Genomic DNA, 14,666 nt, shown 5'->3' with positions numbered 1-14,666 from the left:
CTCAGGCTACGAACACATAGCCCTGCCCGCGCACGGACAGCACGGGCAGCTTGAAACCGGCGGATTGCGCTTTGGCGCGCAGGCGGCTGACCATGACGTCGACCCGGCGCGGCTCGAACTCGCCAGGGTTGTCGGGCTGGATGATCTCGGCCAGCACCTGGCGGGTCACGGCCTCGCCGGCACTTTGCATCAGCGTCATGAGGAAGACGCGCTCCTGGGCGTTGAGGTGCAGCGAACCGCCGTCCGGGCACGCCAGGACCCAGCCGCCCTCCAGCAGCGACCATTGCTGGCCGGGCGCGCGCGCGCTGGGCTCCTGCGCCGCCTGGCCATCCTGCGCCGCGGGCCGCGCCAGCCGCATCCGGCGGGCCAGGCTGCGGATGACGGAGCTGAGCTCGAGAAGATCGACGGGCTTGGTGAGATAGACGTCGGCGCCGCCTTCGAGGCCGCGCACGCGGTCTTCCAGGGCCCCGCGGCCGGTCAGCATCACAATCCCCAGGTGGCTGTGGGCGCGCAGCCGGGTCGCCACGGAAAAGCCGTCTTCGCCCGGCACGTTGGCATCGATGATGACGATATCGCAGGGTTGTGCCTGGACCGCCTCCTGGAAAGACACCGAATCACCACAGCCGAAGGCCACCTTGAAGCCGTAGCCTTCCAGGCCGAGCGTCAGTTCCTCGCGAAAGTCTTCGTCGTCTTCCAGAAGCCCAATACGCAATAAACCGTCCACTGACAGCATGTCTTCCCCCAAACTCCGATAATTGGACGCAACGCCGCCCCGCCCGTCCGGCATCACCCAATGACATAGTGTTGCCAAATTCTACCTGGGACCGAGGGATTTTCCCAAAGAGATTGGTATCGGTCTTCGTGTTATAGGCGCGCCGCGCCTTCAAGAAGAACAGCTGACCGAGAGGTCGGACGCCCAATCGGGAGGCAAGGCGGCGTAGGCTTCGGCGCCGGCCTGGGCGCGACAGGGCTGCCTGAGCAAGGTCAGCAGGCGGTCGATTTCGCTCGCGTCGCCCTGGGCGGCCGCCCGGATGGCCTGCTCGGCCAGATGGTTGCGCAAGACATATAAGGGATTGACCGCATCCATGCCGTCCGCCCGCTCCTGCGCCGCGCGCCCGTCGTCCGCATGGCGCGCCGACAGGCGCTCCCACCAGGCCTGCGCCGCCTCGCGGTCAATGAAGTAATCCAGGAACAGCCCGGCCTGGCCTCGCACCGCTTGTGCCAGGGCGCGGAACGTCAACGTGAAGTCGGAGCGGCTTTCGTGCATCAGCCGCAGCAGGTCATCGACCAGCGCCTCGTCGTCGGCCCGCCAGGCGGCCAGGCCGAGCTTGGCGGCCATGCGCTCATGGAAGGCCTGCGTGAACACGGCCTCATACTCGGCCAGGACGGCGCGTAAGGCCTCGGCGTCAGGCACCAGCGTGTGCAGGCTGCCGGCCAGCCGATACAGGTTCCAGAGGGCCACCGAAGGCTGGCGGTTCCAGGCGTAACGCCCCTCGGCGTCGGAGTGGTTGCAGACATGGCCCAACTGGAAGCCGTCCATGAAGCCATAGGGGCCATAGTCCAGGGTCAGGCCGAGGATGGACATATTGTCGGTGTTCATCACCCCGTGGCAGAAGCCCACCGATTGCCAGTCGGCCATCAGCCGCGCGGTGCGCTGGCTGACCTCGCGCAACAGCGCCAGCAGCTCGCCGTGTTCGCCGGGCGCCTCGCGGCATTGCGGGTAGAACTTGTCGATGACGTAATCGGCCAGTTGGCGCAGACGCTCGGGATCGCGGCGCGCGGACCAGTGCTCGAACGAGCCGAAGCGCACGAAGCTGGGCGACATCCGGGTGACGATGGCGGCGGTCTCGCGCGTCTCGCGCATGACGGGATCGTCGGACACCACCAGCGCCAGCGCGCGCGTGGTCGGAATACCCAGGCCATGCATGGCTTCGCTGGCCAGGTATTCGCGCACGGAGGACCGCAGCACCGCGCGGCCATCACCCATGCGCGAATAAGGCGTCAGGCCTGCCCCTTTGAGCTGCAGTTCCCAGTTGCCCTCGGGGCCGACCACCTCGCCCAGCAGATGGGCTCGGCCGTCGCCCAGCTGGCCGGCCCACACGCCGAACTGGTGGCCGCTGTAGACCGCCGCCAGCGTATCGCCGCCCGGCAGGGGCTGCTGCCCCGAGGCCACCGCCAGAAAGGCCGGCGTCCACAGCTCGGCGGGCGCCAAGCCAATCAGGGCTGCCGCCTCGGCATTGGCGTGCAGCAGGCGCGGATTGCCCGGCGCGCGCGGCAGCAGCCGGGTGTAGAAGGCTTCGGGCAGGGCCGCGAAGCTGTTGTCCAGCGTCAGTTCGTCAAGCTTGCGCAACATCAGGCGCGCTCCTGCCGGGCGGCGCGCTTGGCCGGCCGGACATAAAAAATCGCCGCCAGGAAAAATACGGCCGCCAGCGCCGCCTCCACGGCCCCCAGTCCGGCCGACAGCGGCGCCGGATCGGACATCGCGCGCACCACCCCTTCCATCAGGTAGAGCAGCGACAGCATGCTGGCCCATTGATAGGTATACACATTGCCCCGGATGATGCCTCGCAGCGGAAAGGCCAGCGGCACGGCCTTGAGCAGCAGCCAGGAGCCGCCGGGACGCAGCGGCGCCAGAAACGTTTCCCAGGCCAGGCAGAGGACTATCAGGGCCAGCAGGCTGGCCGTGGCCAGGCGGCGCAGGTTCGGATCGAGTTCGGGGCTCATGCTGCTATTATCACCCGATGGACCCGACCGCCGAAACCGCCGAAGGGGACTCCCCGCCCAGGCCGCGCCGCCGCTCCTGGATACGGCGCGTGGTGCATGCGCTTCGCTTCGCCGCGCACCGCGCCGATGAAGAACGCCTGCTTCAAGTCGCCTCCAGCCTGACCTTCACCACCGTATTGGCCATCGTGCCGATGCTGGCCGTCGTGCTGTCGCTGTTCACCGCCTTTCCGGTATTCCAGGACTTCCGCGTCGCGCTCGAAGACTTCCTGGCAAACAATCTCATGCCGCCGGCGGTCTCCGACAACATCATGAACTATCTCAACCAGTTCGCGCGGCAGGCCACGCGCCTGACAACGATAGGCGGCGCCTTCTTGATCGTGACCTCGCTCTTGCTCATCATGACGATAGACAAGACGTTCAACGATATCTGGCACGTCGGCCGCCAGCGGCCCTGGCCGCAGCGTGCCCTGGTCTACTGGGCCGTCATCACCCTGGGCCCGGTGGCCACCGGCGCCAGTCTCTGGGCAACGTCTTTCGTGGCGCGGGAATCGTTGGGGCTGGTCCGGGACGTGCCGGAAATCATCAGCCTGGCGATCTCTTTCATCCCATTGCTGCTCACCGGCCTGGGCTTTGCCGCCCTGTTCGTCGTGGTGCCCAATTGCCGCGTCTATTGGCGCGACGCCTTGACCGGCGGGTTCTGCACCGCCATCGCGCTCGAAGTCATGAAGTCGGGTTTCGCCCTCTACCTGACCCGGTTTCCCGCCTACACCATCATCTACGGCGCCTTCGCCACCCTGCCCATCTTCCTGCTCTGGATCTATCTCTCCTGGCTGGCCGTACTCTTTGGCGCCAGCATCGCCGCCAGCGCTCCGATGATCCGCCTGGGCCGCTGGGAGATCAACCGCGCGGCGGGCGCGCAGTTCGTCGATGCCGTGGGCGTGCTCCGCCTGCTGCTGGCCGCGCGCGGGCAGCTTCCGCCAGGACGCAGCACCCAAACGCTCTGCCGCCAGCTGCACCTGCACCACGACGAGCTCAATGCGGTCCTGGCGTCCCTGCATGCGATAGGGCTGGTCGCTCCGACCGGCGACGACCGTTGGATCCTGGCCGCCGACCCCCAGTCCACGGCGCTCACGCCGCTTTACGATCAATTTCTGCTCGACAGGCGGCAGCGGCGCGTCCGGCTTGATCCGTCCCTGACCATGCTGGCCGCCCGGCTGGCCGGGCCGGAAACGGCTCCCACGCTGGAAGAACTCGCCGGCCTGTCGCACAATAGAGACATCGGGCCAACGCCAGACGACGATTTCGAGCGCGAAACGCGCCCCATCACCGTGCTGCCGCTGGAAAATGCCAAGAAGCCCAGGTGATACGCCATCCGGACCACAGGCAGACAAAAAACCAGTACGCAATCGGGGCTGGCTTCGCGCCCCAAGGAGGAACACCATGTTGAAAGTCAGCGAAATTCTGCGCGTCAAGGGCGATACGCTGTACACCGCCACGCCGGACACGCTCGTGTCCGTCGCCATCCGCACCATGAGCGAGCAAGACATCGGCTCATTGGTCATCATGGAATCCGGCATGCTCACCGGCATGCTGACGTTCCGCGAAATCATGCGCCATCTGGATCTCAATGGCGGCCAGGTCGGCGAAACCACCATCCGCGCCATCATGGACGATGCCCCGGTCAGCGTCTCGCCCAACACCAGCGCCGACGAGGTCCAGCGCCTCATGCTCGATAAGCACGCGCGCTACATCCCGGTCATGGACGGCCCCACCCTGATGGGCGTGATTTCTTTCTACGACATGGCACAGGCCATCGTGGCGGCCCAGCAGTTCGAAAACAACATGCTCAAGGCCTATATCCGCGACTGGCCCATGGACAGCGCCTCGCCCAACTCCTGAGCACGGCGCGCCAATACAACAAGGGCCACCCTCGGGTGGCCCTTTGCCATGGGCTGGCGGAGTCAGATCGCCGGCTGGGCCAGCTCGGGCCGCGTCCGAGCTGCCGAGCGCAGATTGCGCCAGGCCTCATAGATGAGGCCGGGATCGTTCTCGGCCAGGCGGCCCGGATCGGAAAGCAGGCGGCGCCAGCCGCGCGCGCCGCTCTGGTTGTTCACCAGGCCCAGCATGGGCCGCAGCATCACTCGCAGCGGCACGCCGCGCGCGATCTGGCGGGCGGTGTACTCGGTCATCGCATCGACCACCTGGGCATCGGTCGGCAGGCGCGTAGCCGGCCACAGGCGCAGCGACACTTCGGACAGCACGCGAGGTGTATGCCAGGCCGCCCGGCCCAGCATCACGCCGTCAAAGCGGCCGGCCGCCTCAAGCGCCTGTGCCGCATCGGACAGGCCGCCATTGAGCACGATGGTGCAGTCCGGGAAGTCGCGCTTGAGCTGTTCGGCCACGTCGTAGCGCAAAGGCGGAATCTCGCGGTTGTCCTTGGGCGAAAGCCCCTTGAGCACGGCATTGCGCGCATGCACGATGAAGACGCGGCAGCCCGTGTCGTGGATCTTGCCCACGAAATCCCGCACAAAGGCGTATGACTCGTCGTAGTCCAGACCCAGGCGGTGCTTGACTGTCACAGGGATGTCCACCGCGTCCTGCATGGCCTTCATGCAGTCGGCCACCAGGTCCGGCTCGGCCATGAGGCAGGCGCCGAACGCCCCGCGCTGCACGCGCTCCGACGGGCAACCGCAGTTCAGGTTGATTTCGTCATAGCCCCATTGCCGGCCCAGCCTGGCCGCGGCCGCCAGGGCCTCGGGCTCGCTGCCGCCCAGCTGCAGGGCCACCGGGTGTTCGGCCTCGTCGAAATCCAGATGCCGCGCCACATTGCCGTGCAGCAAGGCGCCGGTCGTGATCATCTCGGTATACAGGCGTGCGTGCGGCGCCAACAGCCGGTGGAAATAGCGGCAATGGCGATCCGTCACATCGATCATGGGCGCGACACACAGTCGCCAGTCGGGCGGGGTCAAGAAAAAACCTTCCGGGCTTGGGAATACGGGAAACAGGTATTTTACGGCCCCGGGGCCGCCTTGGCCCGAAACAGGGGAAGCACTGGTCTAAAATTGCAGCGCCTCGCCCATTCGGCAGGCCCCGCCCCTTTTTTCCACTCCCATCCAACGCTCATCAATGGCCGTTTTCACTCCCGTATCCGACCAAGACGCCCGTGCCCTGCTCGCGACCTATGACATCGGGGAGCTGGTCTCCCTGCGGGGCATTACCGCCGGGATTGAAAACACCAATTTTTTCCTGCATACGACGCGAGGCGAATATGTCCTCACGCTGTTCGAAGTGTTGACCCAGCAGCAGCTGCCCTTCTACATCGAGCTGATGCACCACCTGGCCGAACGCGGCATCCCCGTGCCCCAGCCCCAGACCCTGAGAGACGGCAGCCGCCTGACGACGCTGCACGGCAAGCCCACCGCCATCGTCAGCCGCCTGCCTGGCGGCTATGAGCCGGCGCCGGGCGCCAAGCACTGCGCGCTGGCCGGCGCCACCCTGGCCCGCGTGCACAAGGCCGCCGCCGATTTCCCCATCCGCCAGCCCAATCTGCGCGGCCTGTCATGGTGGCTGGAAACCGCGCCCAAGGTCATGCCTTTCCTGACGCCCGAGCAGGCCGCCCTGCTGACCCGGGAACTGGCCGACCAGCAGGCCGCCGCGGCCCTGCCGGAGCGCGCCGAACTACCCTTTGGACCTTCGCATTGCGACCTCTTCCGCGACAACGTGCTGTTTGCCGGCACGTTCGATAGCCCGCTCATGGGCGGGTTCATCGACTTCTACTTTGCCGGCTGCGACACCTGGCTGTTCGACGTGGCGGTCTCCGTCAATGACTGGTGCATCGACCGCGACAGCGGCGAGTTCATCCCGGAGCTGGTCCAGGCTTGGCTGGGCGCCTATGCCCAGGAGCGCCCCTTCACGGACGCCGAGCGCCGCGCCTGGCCGCTGATGCTGCGTGCCGCGGCCCTGCGCTTTTGGCTGTCACGCCTGTATGACTATTTCCTGCCGCGCCCGGCCCAGACGCTCAAGCCCCACGACCCCCGGCACTTTGAAAGAGTGTTGCAAGCGCGCCACCGCAGCGCGCTGCCGCCCTTGCCCTGACCGCCACGACACGCATAATGGGTGTTGAACAAGCCATCCGTCCCCTGCGAATTTCCACGAGACCTATGCAAGCAGCAACCCTACCCGCGTCCTTTGGCTGGCAATGGGTAAGAGATGGGCTGAAAATTTTTGCCAAACAGCCCTTGCCCATGTTCTTCTGGGCCATGGCGCTCAGCCTTTTCGTGCTGTTCGCCACCCTGACCCCACCAGTCGGGCCGCTATTGTTCGTCGCGCTGATGCCGGTGTTCACCCTGATGACGCTGTCGGCCTGCAAGCACATCGAGGCCGGGCGAGTCATGCTGCCCTCCATGTGGCCCAAACCGCTGCTGCGCCCCGGGGTTTTTCGCAAGCTCTTCCTCATGGGGCTGCTGTATGCCGGCCTGAGCCTGGCCGGCGGCCTGCTTGCCTTCCTGCCCTTCTGGGGTGACCTGACCGAGGGGCTGCGGGCCATCCAGGTCGAGCACGACATCATGCCCTTCGTGGCCGCCGTGCGCATCCCGCTATTCTTGTTTGCCATCCTCTACGTCGTCATCGCCGCGCTCTTCTGGCATGCGCCCGTGCTGGTGGCCTGGCATGGACTGCGCATGGTGCAGGCGCTGTTCTTCTCGGGCGTGGCCTGCTGGCGCAATAAATGGGCCTTCCTGGTCTACGGCGCCGTCTGGGTCATGGTGTTCCTGTTCATCGACCTGTGCGCCGGCCTGCTGGTCGCCGTCGGCATCCCGGCCTCGGTCGCCAACATCGTGCAGATCCCCATCAACGTGGCGGCCGGCGCGGTGCTCTACAGCAGCTTCTACCCGGCCTATACCTCCGTCTTCGGCATCGAGGATTTCCACCCTGGTCTCGACCACGGCGACAGCGCCGCGGCATGAAGCCCAGCGCCAGGGATCCAGGCGCCGCGCCCGCAAGACCCGCCCATCGCGGCCGATGAACCACACCGCGATGGGATAGGCCATCCCCATGGTATGGACCGCATGACAGGGCCTGAGCAAAAGGCCGCTGCGCGGCCCCGGCGCGCGTCGCCTGCCCAACAGGCCGAGCAGCCGGCGATGCCATACGGCCGCCTCCCGCAGGCGCAGGCGGGCCGCCGGCAAGGCCCGCCTCAAGGCTGCCCCTGCGGCAGAAAATCCACCAGCAGCGGAAACGCCAGGATCAGGAAGGTGCACGGGAACATGCAGCTGACCAAGGGAAAGAGCATCTTGACCGGCGCGCGCATGGCGGCCTCCTCGGCGCGTTGAAACGCCTCCTCGCGCAATTGCCCGGCCAAGGCACGCAACATCGTGCCCGTCCCCCCGCCCAGGCGCTCGGCCTGAGACATGGCCGCCACCCAGGCATGCACGCCGTCGACCTCCAGGCTCGCCGCCAAGGCCTGCAAGGCCTCGCGCTGGGTGCGACCGGCACGGACTTCGTTCAGGGCTTGGAGCAAGGCGCGGGTCAACAGCCCCGGGGGGCAATAGCGCGCGGCCAGATACATGGCCTTGGCCATACCCTGGCCGGCCTCGATGCATAGCGTCATCACGTCCAGCAGAAAAGGCAGGTCGGCCGCGACGCGACGGCGATTCTCGTGTATGCGCCGACGCAATGCCCATAGCGGCAGTCCGGCGGCACCCGCCGCCCCAAGGCCCGCCCCGGCCGCTAGCGCCGTGGCGCCCTCCCCCGGGTAGGCCAACCACACCGCCCCCGCGCCCGCCAGGCCGCCCGCGGCCGCGCATAGCACCATGCGGGCAGGCAGCCAAGCTGCCGGCAGCTGGGCCGGCCATCCGGCCAGCAGGGCCAGCCGGCCCAGGCGGTCGCGCGCCCGCCAGCCCAGCATACGCTCCAGGCGGCGCGCCAGGCGCCAGGACAGCGGCCAGGCCCAGGCCTGCAGCCCCGAGAGCTCCGGCATGGGGACGGGCAGATCCGGGCCGCCACGCATCAGTCCCCTGGCGGCAAGGACGAGGCAGATCGCGGCACACGCCGCCAGAACGCTGGCCATGCTCATGACGCCGCAGCCAGAATGCGGCGTATCATCAGCCAGCCCAGCATCTGCAAGCCCGCGATGACAGCCATCAGCGCCCACCCAGTATCGGTCTGCCACAGGCGTGCCATCTGTTGCGGCCGCAGGAAATAAAGCGCCACGCCCAGCATCAATGGCAAGGCACTCAGCACCCAGGCCTGCATCCGCCCCTGCGCGGTCAAGGCTTTCAGGCGGCCCTGGGCGAGCAGCTGGCCGCGCAAGGCCTGGGCAATACCCTCCAACGCCTGGGCGAGATTGCCTCCCGATGTGCCTGCCACCCGGAAAGCCGCCGCCATCAGGCGTATCGCTGGCAGGTCCGCCCGCGTTTCCAGCCGACGCAGCGCATCGTCGAACGACACGCCGATACGCTGCTCGCGCAGCATCAGGCCGAGCTCCTGGGACAGCGGCGCCTGCGCCAGGTCGGCAAGCTGGCGCAGGGCCATGGGCAGGCTGGCGCCGGCTTTCAGGGCGGCCGCGAGACTGAGCAGCCCAGCCGGCAATTGCGCCTGCAGGCGCTGCTGCCGCCGCCGGCGCAAGCGTGCCAGCGACCAGGCCGGCAGGCGCCAGGCGATGCATCCGGCCACCGTGGCCAGCGCGAGATGGGCGCCCGCCGCCAGGACGAGGCCGAACGCCACGCAGGCGCAGGACATCGCCATGCCCCAGAGCTGCCTGGGATCAAGAAAGAGAAACACCTCCTGCAGGCCATGATGGGCGTCCTGCATATAGGTGTCGCGATAGCGCTGCCAGGCCGGCCTCAGGCTGCGCTGAAGCTGCCAGGCCAGCAGCGACGCGGCCAGCAGGGCAAGCAGCACGGCGAGAAAGGCGGCCGCTGTCACAGGCGCTCTCCCGATTGCCAGCAGGCCCATTCGGCGGCGACGAAGCCGCTGGCCGGCTCGTGGCGGAAGTGCTCCTGCAACTGGATGGTGCCGCTTTCGATACCGCAGACTTCGGCGATGGCGGTGATACGCCGCACGCCATCGGCGCCGCGCGCCTGCTGCACGATAAGGTCGATGCAGGAGGCCACGTATTCGCGCAGCGCCGAGACGGGCAGGTCCAGCCCCGCCATGAGCACCATGGACTCCAGCCTGCCCAGCGCATCCCTGGGGGAATTGGCATGCAGGGTGGTGAGCGAACCCTCGTGGCCGGTGTTCATGGCGGTCAACATGTCAAAGGCTTCCTTGCCCCGGCATTCGCCGACCACGATGCGGTCCGGGCGCATGCGCAGCGCATTGCGCACCAGGTCGCGGATCTCGACCGTCCCCCTGCCCTCCATGTTGGCGGGCCTGGCCTCCAGGGCGACCAGATGCTCGTGCGACAGCCGCAGCTCGGCCGCATCTTCGATCGTGATGATGCGCTCGTGCTCAGGAATGGCGCTGGAGAGCACATTGAGCAGGGTCGTCTTGCCCGCGCCGGTGCCGCCGGCAACCAGGATATTGCGGCGCTGCCTGACCGCTTCTTCCAGATAGCGGGCCATCTCGGCGCTCAGCGCCTGGCCTTGCAGCAAATCAGCCATGCTCAGGTGGCGCGCCGGAAACTTGCGTATGGTCAGGCAGGTGCCCCGGGTGGAGATGGGCGGGATGACCGCATTCACGCGCGCGCCATCGGCCAGTCGCGCGTCCACCATGGGCGCGGCCTCGTCGATCCGCCGGCCCAGGGGGGCGACGATGCGCTCCAGCACATGCCGCAAGGCCTGCTCGCTGCTGAAGGAAGAAGGATGGCGCTCCAGGCGCCCCTGCCTTTCGACATAGATGCGCTCGGGACCATTGACCATGATTTCGGAGATGGCCGGATCCTGCAGCAAGGGCTCCAGCGCCCCCAGTCCGACCGCCTCGTCCAGTACGCTCTTGCACAACGACTCCCTGTCCACGTCCTCGGGGACCTCCACCTCCTCGTCGCGCAGCAGGCGCGCCAGCAATGCCGAAGCCTCTTGGCGCAGCATCGCGTCGGGCATGGCGGCGACATCCCGCCGCCGCAGGTCCAGCGCCTGGATCAGGGCTTCGTGCAGCGCCACCCGGCAGGACTGCCATGCCTGTCCGACCGCCATGCGGCCGCCGCCGGAACCGGCGCTGTCGGGCTTCGACGGCACCGGCGCGAGAAGGCGCAGCCGGCAAGGCCCGATGACGATGACATCGGATGGCTGCAGCGGGCCATGCAGCGTCACGCGCACGCCGTTGACGAAGGTGCCGGACAGGCCACCCAGGTCTTCGATGACCCAGCCCTCCGGGCCGCGCTGCAGGCGGGCATGCTCACGCGCCACGCGCCAGTTGGAGATACGCAGATCGCAGTGCGCCGCCCGTCCCAGCAGCATGGGATCGGACAAGGCCAACTGCTCGGTGCGCCCGTCTTCATAGTGCAACTCCAACATCATGGCGTGGGCCCTCCCGGCAGTGCATGGTTCGCCTCCGCCCCCGCGGACGACCACTGGGATCTCGACCAAGCCGGCTTGCGCCCGCCCTGAACCGGTCCGGAAATCTCCGACAGCATGTCCGGCGGCTCGGGAAACGCGCGATGCAGTAACTGCCTGCCGCGCAGCGCCTCGCCCGCCAGGGCGGGATCATCCGGCTTGACGATGGTGGGCGTCACGAAGATGGCCAGTTCGGTATCGCGCGTCTGTTCGCGGCGCCCGCCAAACAAGGCACCGATGACCGGCAGCTCGCTCAGCCAAGGCAGCCCGCGCGTGTGCTGCGTCCGCTCACGGCCGAGAAAGCCGCCAAGCACCAGGGTCTGCCCGGAAGGCAGGTTGAACTCGGTCGCGGCGCGCCGGGTCCGCATGGCCGGCCCCGCGGCGACCGTGAGCGTGGGGTCGATGGAACTGGCTTCGACCTCGATGCGCGAACGTATCGTGCCGCGCGGATCGATCCGAGGCGTGATGGTGAGCCCCACCCCATAGGGCTTGAAGACTGTCGTGCCCTTGCCATCGCTATCAGCGCCGGGATAAGGCACCTCGCCGCCGGCCAGAAAGGAAGCCGATGAGCCGCTGCGCGCCAACAGGCGCGGGCGCGCCAGGAACACCGCCTCGCCGCGCTGCGCCAGCGCCTGCAGGCGGGCGCCCAGCGAGGCGTGCACGCCCAGCCATTGCACCGCGCCCCACGGCCCGGCGTGCGTGACACCGCCGGCGGTGTCGGCGCCCGTCTCCCAGTTCAGGCCGAGCTCCCACAAGCGCGTGCGGGGGATCTCGACCACCTGAACATCCAGCAGGACCATCTGCTCCCAGCCGACGTCTCCGGTGAGATCGAGCACTTCGGGATAGCGGGCGGCCAGCGCGGCGATGCGCTGCTTGTGGTCGTCCGTCAGGCCGCTGCCCTCGATGACGATCTGGTGGCCCACCACGCTGAAACGCAGCTGCGGCATGCTGGCCAGCAACTGTTCCACCTCGGCGCGCATACGGCCAAAGCCGGCCGGCATGACCCGCAAGGTGTAGGCCTTGGCGCCCTGCCTGCCGGTCCATACGTGGACCGAGGACACCCCCTCCTTGCGTGCAAACAGAATGACCTCTTTACCGTCGACAGCCTGCGCCTGCACCACCTGCCCGCTGCCCACGGCGATACGGCTCAAGCCAGGGGCTGGCAGCACATGGGTCTGGCCCACCTCGAGCAGGATGTCCTCGGCCGCGTACCCCGTGGCCGGCAGCGCATGGAGAACGGCCGCCAACAACAGCGAGACAACCCAGCATGCGGCGCGCCTGGCCCGAGCGTTTCGGCGGCCCAGCCGCCACCTGCGACACAGGCTCATGGCGCCTCCAGCACGGATGGCGGCAGTTCTTGCTGCCCGTCGCCATAGAGCACGGGCACGGTGCGATCGACCGGCGCCTGCAATCCCAGGATATCGCCCAGCTCCCCGGCAGGCAGGGCCTCGGACGTCGCGTCTTCGGGGGCACGCAGCGCCAGGGTGAGCGCGCCGGCCTGCCGTGCCGCGATCACCCTGAGGGCGTCAGAGGCGCTTGCCTCGAGCACGACTTGCGCGGCATCCGGGCCTGGGGCGGCAAGCACGCGGCCGTTCTGCAGCAAGGGCAAGGTAAGCCGCTTGTCGTTGTGCATCAGCGAAACATAGATGTCGAGATGATCGCCTTCGTGCATGTCCGGCGGCATCTCCGCCAGCTCGCGCAGGGACAGGGTCAGGGCGCGCTTGCCCGCGCCCAGGCGCGCCGCCGTGCCTGGCGGCGAAAGATCGAGGTCGGCGCGCAAGATGGGCTGCCCGGCCGGCACGGCGGCCTTGAGCCTGGCGCCCAACAGCTCGCCGAGCTGTTCGGGCGCCAAGGACTGGGCGGGCGCCCAATCTTCGGGAATATCGCGTTGCGCCACGTCGTCGGCATCCAGGACGTGGCCGGCCGGCAGATCCGTCCAGGCCACCAGCCGGGACAAAGTGGGGACTTGGCTGCGGCGTTGCATATCCCGCTCTTTGCCCTGGATATGCAACTGCACCGCCCAGGCGGCCCCGGCCCCGCAAGCGATGGCCAGCACCCACACGCCATGGCCGGACCACAGCCGCGCCCATAGCCGCGCGGCCACGCCCAAGGGCTGCTTGAGACGAGCGCGCGCTTCAGTCATGGTGGTGCACCAATACCAAGCCGCTGGCGGCCGCGGCGCCAGCGTCAAGCCGGGCCCAAAAGGTGTCCAGCCTTGCGTCTCCGCGAACCCAGGCCCCATCGGAAAGCGCCGGACGCCATCCGCGCGATTGCAGCTCGCTGTCCAGCCACCGGCTCGCGGCCCTATCAGCCAAGGGCAATGACCAGACCGAGACTGTCACGCGGTCTTCGGCGTGGGCATGCAGCAGCTCCGCCAGCTGGCCCAGCGGCTCCACGCCGGCGGAGGCGGCGGGCCGCGGCGCACACAGGCGTGACTGGCTGCCTGTCGTGCCGCCACCCGGGCGCGGCCGCAGGCTGAGGAGTACATGGCAGGCGTCGTTTTCTAGGACCATGAGCGTATGCCCGGGCCAGACCGCCAGCGCGGGCGACTGGGACTCGGGGCCCCAGGCCTGCGCAAGCACGGCAGCCATGTCCTGCGCGGCATCGAAATGCCGCCACTCGAGCCGGCTGCCCGACGGCAAGATCGCCGACAAGGCCGGCTCGGGCGGCAGCCCATGCACGGAGAGAGGCTCCGGGGCGGGCTGCGCTGCTGCATGGGCCGCGAACGCGGCCAGGCCCTGCAGGGCGAACGCCAGTGCGCATGCCCTCATCGGCGCCCTCTTGGAAGTCGCCGCCCGTCGGGCACGACATCGGCCCAGGGCATCAACCAATCGGTGTGGACGCGCCTTTGCCCCCAGGGCCGATCCAGCCCCCGCAAGGCCAGATCCAGCGCCCGGGCCTGACGCCGTGAATCGTCGGCGGCGTGGCCCCACCCATGCGTGGAGCGGCCCAGGCGCTGCTGCGCCGTCCGCGCATCGCTGGCGTGACCGGCGCCGGCGGCCAGAACGGTCTGTCGCGCCGGCATGCCCCGCCCCGCGTGGGCACGGACGGCCGCCCAGTGCGCCGGCAGGTCCAGCCACTCGGAGACCAGGGCCTGGCCCGAGGGCGACACCGCGCTGTCGCGGGCCTGCGCGGGCTTGAGCACCGACAGGCTGAGCCCCCGATCCGCGGTCGGCGGCGTCTCGGCCCGTGCCAGGGCGAAAGCCCAGCGCCGGCTGGCCTGCGCGGTTTCCAGCACCGCCATCCGCGATTCGGACAGTTGCTGGACGCCCAGCCACAGCAGCGCCAGGGCCCCGGTGATGACGAGCATCTCGGGCAGGGCTTGGCCGCGTTGGCGATGAAGCCGTTGCCAGGGGCGCTCCGCGCGCGCGGGCCATGGCGTATCGCGGCATGTGGGACCGGGCTTGGGCATGTCGGCATCCACTGGCAGTACCTTGCGCTTGTCCGGGG

General features: G+C 68.4%; 15 protein-coding genes. 4 read left to right on the top strand and 11 right to left on the bottom strand.

The features are described 5' to 3' along the window. Nucleotide 1 precedes the first annotated feature (1 nt). The 3 genes from AXA74_RS08685 to AXA74_RS08675 form a co-directional block, all read right to left on the bottom strand. A complete protein-coding gene (locus tag AXA74_RS08685; protein WP_029580389.1) occupies nucleotides 2-733 on the bottom strand; it encodes a response regulator transcription factor in 732 nt (243 codons plus the stop codon). Between the two features lie 150 nt (nucleotides 734-883). Beyond that, nucleotides 884-2,353 (bottom strand): protein adenylyltransferase SelO, encoded by a 1,470-nt coding sequence (locus AXA74_RS08680; RefSeq protein ID WP_032957771.1) that lies wholly within the window; start codon nucleotides 2,351-2,353, stop codon nucleotides 884-886. Further along, the gene (locus AXA74_RS08675) at nucleotides 2,353-2,724 is read right to left on the bottom strand and encodes a DUF2069 domain-containing protein (protein ID WP_029580387.1); all 372 of its coding nucleotides are present in this window, start codon (nucleotides 2,722-2,724) and stop codon (nucleotides 2,353-2,355) included. Before AXA74_RS08675 ends, AXA74_RS08680 begins: the two co-directional genes overlap by 1 nt. A 17-nt stretch (nucleotides 2,725-2,741) precedes the next feature. Between AXA74_RS08675 and AXA74_RS08670 the strand changes: the two genes are divergently transcribed. Together AXA74_RS08670 and AXA74_RS08665 are read left to right on the top strand one after the other, a co-directional pair. Then, entirely contained in the window at nucleotides 2,742-4,088 is a 1,347-nt protein-coding gene (locus AXA74_RS08670; protein WP_032979368.1) for a YihY family inner membrane protein, read from the top strand. 76 nt (nucleotides 4,089-4,164) lie between these two features. Further along, a complete protein-coding gene (locus AXA74_RS08665) occupies nucleotides 4,165-4,623 on the top strand; it encodes a CBS domain-containing protein (RefSeq protein ID WP_029580385.1) in 459 nt (152 codons plus the stop codon). Nucleotides 4,624-4,685: 62 nt separating this feature from the next. Here the strand turns inward: AXA74_RS08665 and dusA are convergent, their stop codons facing one another. Continuing rightward, nucleotides 4,686-5,693, bottom strand: coding sequence for a tRNA dihydrouridine(20/20a) synthase DusA (gene dusA, locus AXA74_RS08660; RefSeq protein ID WP_029580384.1), 1,008 nt, complete (start codon nucleotides 5,691-5,693; stop codon nucleotides 4,686-4,688). Nucleotides 5,694-5,850: 157 nt separating this feature from the next. Here dusA and AXA74_RS08655 point away from each other — a divergent pair, with 157 nt between their 5' ends. Together AXA74_RS08655 and AXA74_RS24660 are read left to right on the top strand one after the other, a co-directional pair. Then, a complete protein-coding gene (locus AXA74_RS08655) occupies nucleotides 5,851-6,819 on the top strand; it encodes a homoserine kinase (RefSeq protein WP_029580383.1) in 969 nt (322 codons plus the stop codon). A 65-nt stretch (nucleotides 6,820-6,884) separates the two neighbouring features. Beyond that, nucleotides 6,885-7,688 carry a BPSS1780 family membrane protein gene (locus tag AXA74_RS24660; protein ID WP_029580382.1) on the top strand — a complete coding sequence of 268 codons (804 nt, stop codon included), beginning with the start codon at nucleotides 6,885-6,887 and terminating at the stop codon, nucleotides 7,686-7,688. A 230-nt stretch (nucleotides 7,689-7,918) separates the two neighbouring features. On the opposite strand, the gene AXA74_RS08645 is transcribed toward AXA74_RS24660, so the two are convergent. Genes AXA74_RS08645 through AXA74_RS08615 form a run of 7 tightly spaced genes read right to left on the bottom strand, consistent with a single transcriptional unit; the run spans nucleotide 7,919 to nucleotide 14,628 of the window. Beyond that, a complete protein-coding gene (locus AXA74_RS08645; protein WP_223850520.1) occupies nucleotides 7,919-8,791 on the bottom strand; it encodes a type II secretion system F family protein in 873 nt (290 codons plus the stop codon). 2 nt (nucleotides 8,792-8,793) lie between these two features. Next, nucleotides 8,794-9,648 carry a type II secretion system F family protein gene (locus AXA74_RS08640; RefSeq protein ID WP_029580380.1) on the bottom strand — a complete coding sequence of 285 codons (855 nt, stop codon included), beginning with the start codon at nucleotides 9,646-9,648 and terminating at the stop codon, nucleotides 8,794-8,796. Continuing rightward, nucleotides 9,645-11,177: an ATPase, T2SS/T4P/T4SS family gene (locus tag AXA74_RS08635; protein WP_032957775.1), complete on the bottom strand. Its 1,533-nt coding sequence runs from the start codon at nucleotides 11,175-11,177 to the stop codon at nucleotides 9,645-9,647. The genes AXA74_RS08640 and AXA74_RS08635 overlap by 4 nt, the downstream gene beginning before the upstream one ends. Then, entirely contained in the window at nucleotides 11,177-12,544 is a 1,368-nt protein-coding gene (locus AXA74_RS08630; RefSeq protein ID WP_080700969.1) for a type II and III secretion system protein family protein, read from the bottom strand. The genes AXA74_RS08635 and AXA74_RS08630 overlap by 1 nt, the downstream gene beginning before the upstream one ends. Further along, nucleotides 12,541-13,359, bottom strand: a complete 819-nt coding sequence (gene cpaB, locus AXA74_RS08625; RefSeq protein ID WP_230588848.1) for a Flp pilus assembly protein CpaB — start codon at nucleotides 13,357-13,359, stop codon at nucleotides 12,541-12,543. The genes AXA74_RS08630 and cpaB overlap by 4 nt, the downstream gene beginning before the upstream one ends. Further along, nucleotides 13,352-13,987 (bottom strand): hypothetical protein, encoded by a 636-nt coding sequence (locus AXA74_RS24650; RefSeq protein ID WP_230588849.1) that lies wholly within the window; start codon nucleotides 13,985-13,987, stop codon nucleotides 13,352-13,354. The genes cpaB and AXA74_RS24650 overlap by 8 nt, the downstream gene beginning before the upstream one ends. Beyond that, nucleotides 13,984-14,628: a pilus assembly protein gene (locus tag AXA74_RS08615; RefSeq protein ID WP_232019805.1), complete on the bottom strand. Its 645-nt coding sequence runs from the start codon at nucleotides 14,626-14,628 to the stop codon at nucleotides 13,984-13,986. The genes AXA74_RS24650 and AXA74_RS08615 overlap by 4 nt, the downstream gene beginning before the upstream one ends. Nucleotides 14,629-14,666: the final 38 nt, after the last annotated feature.

The organism is Bordetella hinzii LMG 13501 (assembly GCF_001548475.1).
GTDB lineage: Bacteria > Pseudomonadota > Gammaproteobacteria > Burkholderiales > Burkholderiaceae_B > Bordetella > Bordetella hinzii.
This window is presented reverse-complemented; position numbering and strand designations above follow the sequence as displayed.

What these genes read in the sequence shown, in the direction of transcription:
- AXA74_RS08655 (WP_029580383.1), top strand. Translation starts at nt 5,851, where the DNA reads ATGGCCGTTTTCACTCCCGTATCCGACCAAGACGCCCGTGCCCTGCTC.
- cpaB (WP_230588848.1), bottom strand. Translation starts at nt 13,359, where the DNA reads ATGACTGAAGCGCGCGCTCGTCTCAAGCAGCCCTTGGGCGTGGCCGCG.
- AXA74_RS08665 (WP_029580385.1), top strand. Translation starts at nt 4,165, where the DNA reads ATGTTGAAAGTCAGCGAAATTCTGCGCGTCAAGGGCGATACGCTGTAC.
- AXA74_RS24660 (WP_029580382.1), top strand. Translation starts at nt 6,885, where the DNA reads ATGCAAGCAGCAACCCTACCCGCGTCCTTTGGCTGGCAATGGGTAAGA.
- AXA74_RS08645 (WP_223850520.1), bottom strand. Translation starts at nt 8,791, where the DNA reads ATGGCCAGCGTTCTGGCGGCGTGTGCCGCGATCTGCCTCGTCCTTGCC.
- AXA74_RS08685 (WP_029580389.1), bottom strand. Translation starts at nt 733, where the DNA reads ATGCTGTCAGTGGACGGTTTATTGCGTATTGGGCTTCTGGAAGACGAC.
- AXA74_RS08675 (WP_029580387.1), bottom strand. Translation starts at nt 2,724, where the DNA reads ATGAGCCCCGAACTCGATCCGAACCTGCGCCGCCTGGCCACGGCCAGC.
- AXA74_RS08680 (WP_032957771.1), bottom strand. Translation starts at nt 2,353, where the DNA reads ATGTTGCGCAAGCTTGACGAACTGACGCTGGACAACAGCTTCGCGGCC.
- AXA74_RS24650 (WP_230588849.1), bottom strand. Translation starts at nt 13,987, where the DNA reads ATGAGGGCATGCGCACTGGCGTTCGCCCTGCAGGGCCTGGCCGCGTTC.
- AXA74_RS08635 (WP_032957775.1), bottom strand. Translation starts at nt 11,177, where the DNA reads ATGTTGGAGTTGCACTATGAAGACGGGCGCACCGAGCAGTTGGCCTTG.
- AXA74_RS08670 (WP_032979368.1), top strand. Translation starts at nt 2,742, where the DNA reads ATGGACCCGACCGCCGAAACCGCCGAAGGGGACTCCCCGCCCAGGCCG.
- AXA74_RS08630 (WP_080700969.1), bottom strand. Translation starts at nt 12,544, where the DNA reads ATGAGCCTGTGTCGCAGGTGGCGGCTGGGCCGCCGAAACGCTCGGGCC.
- AXA74_RS08615 (WP_232019805.1), bottom strand. Translation starts at nt 14,628, where the DNA reads ATGCCCAAGCCCGGTCCCACATGCCGCGATACGCCATGGCCCGCGCGC.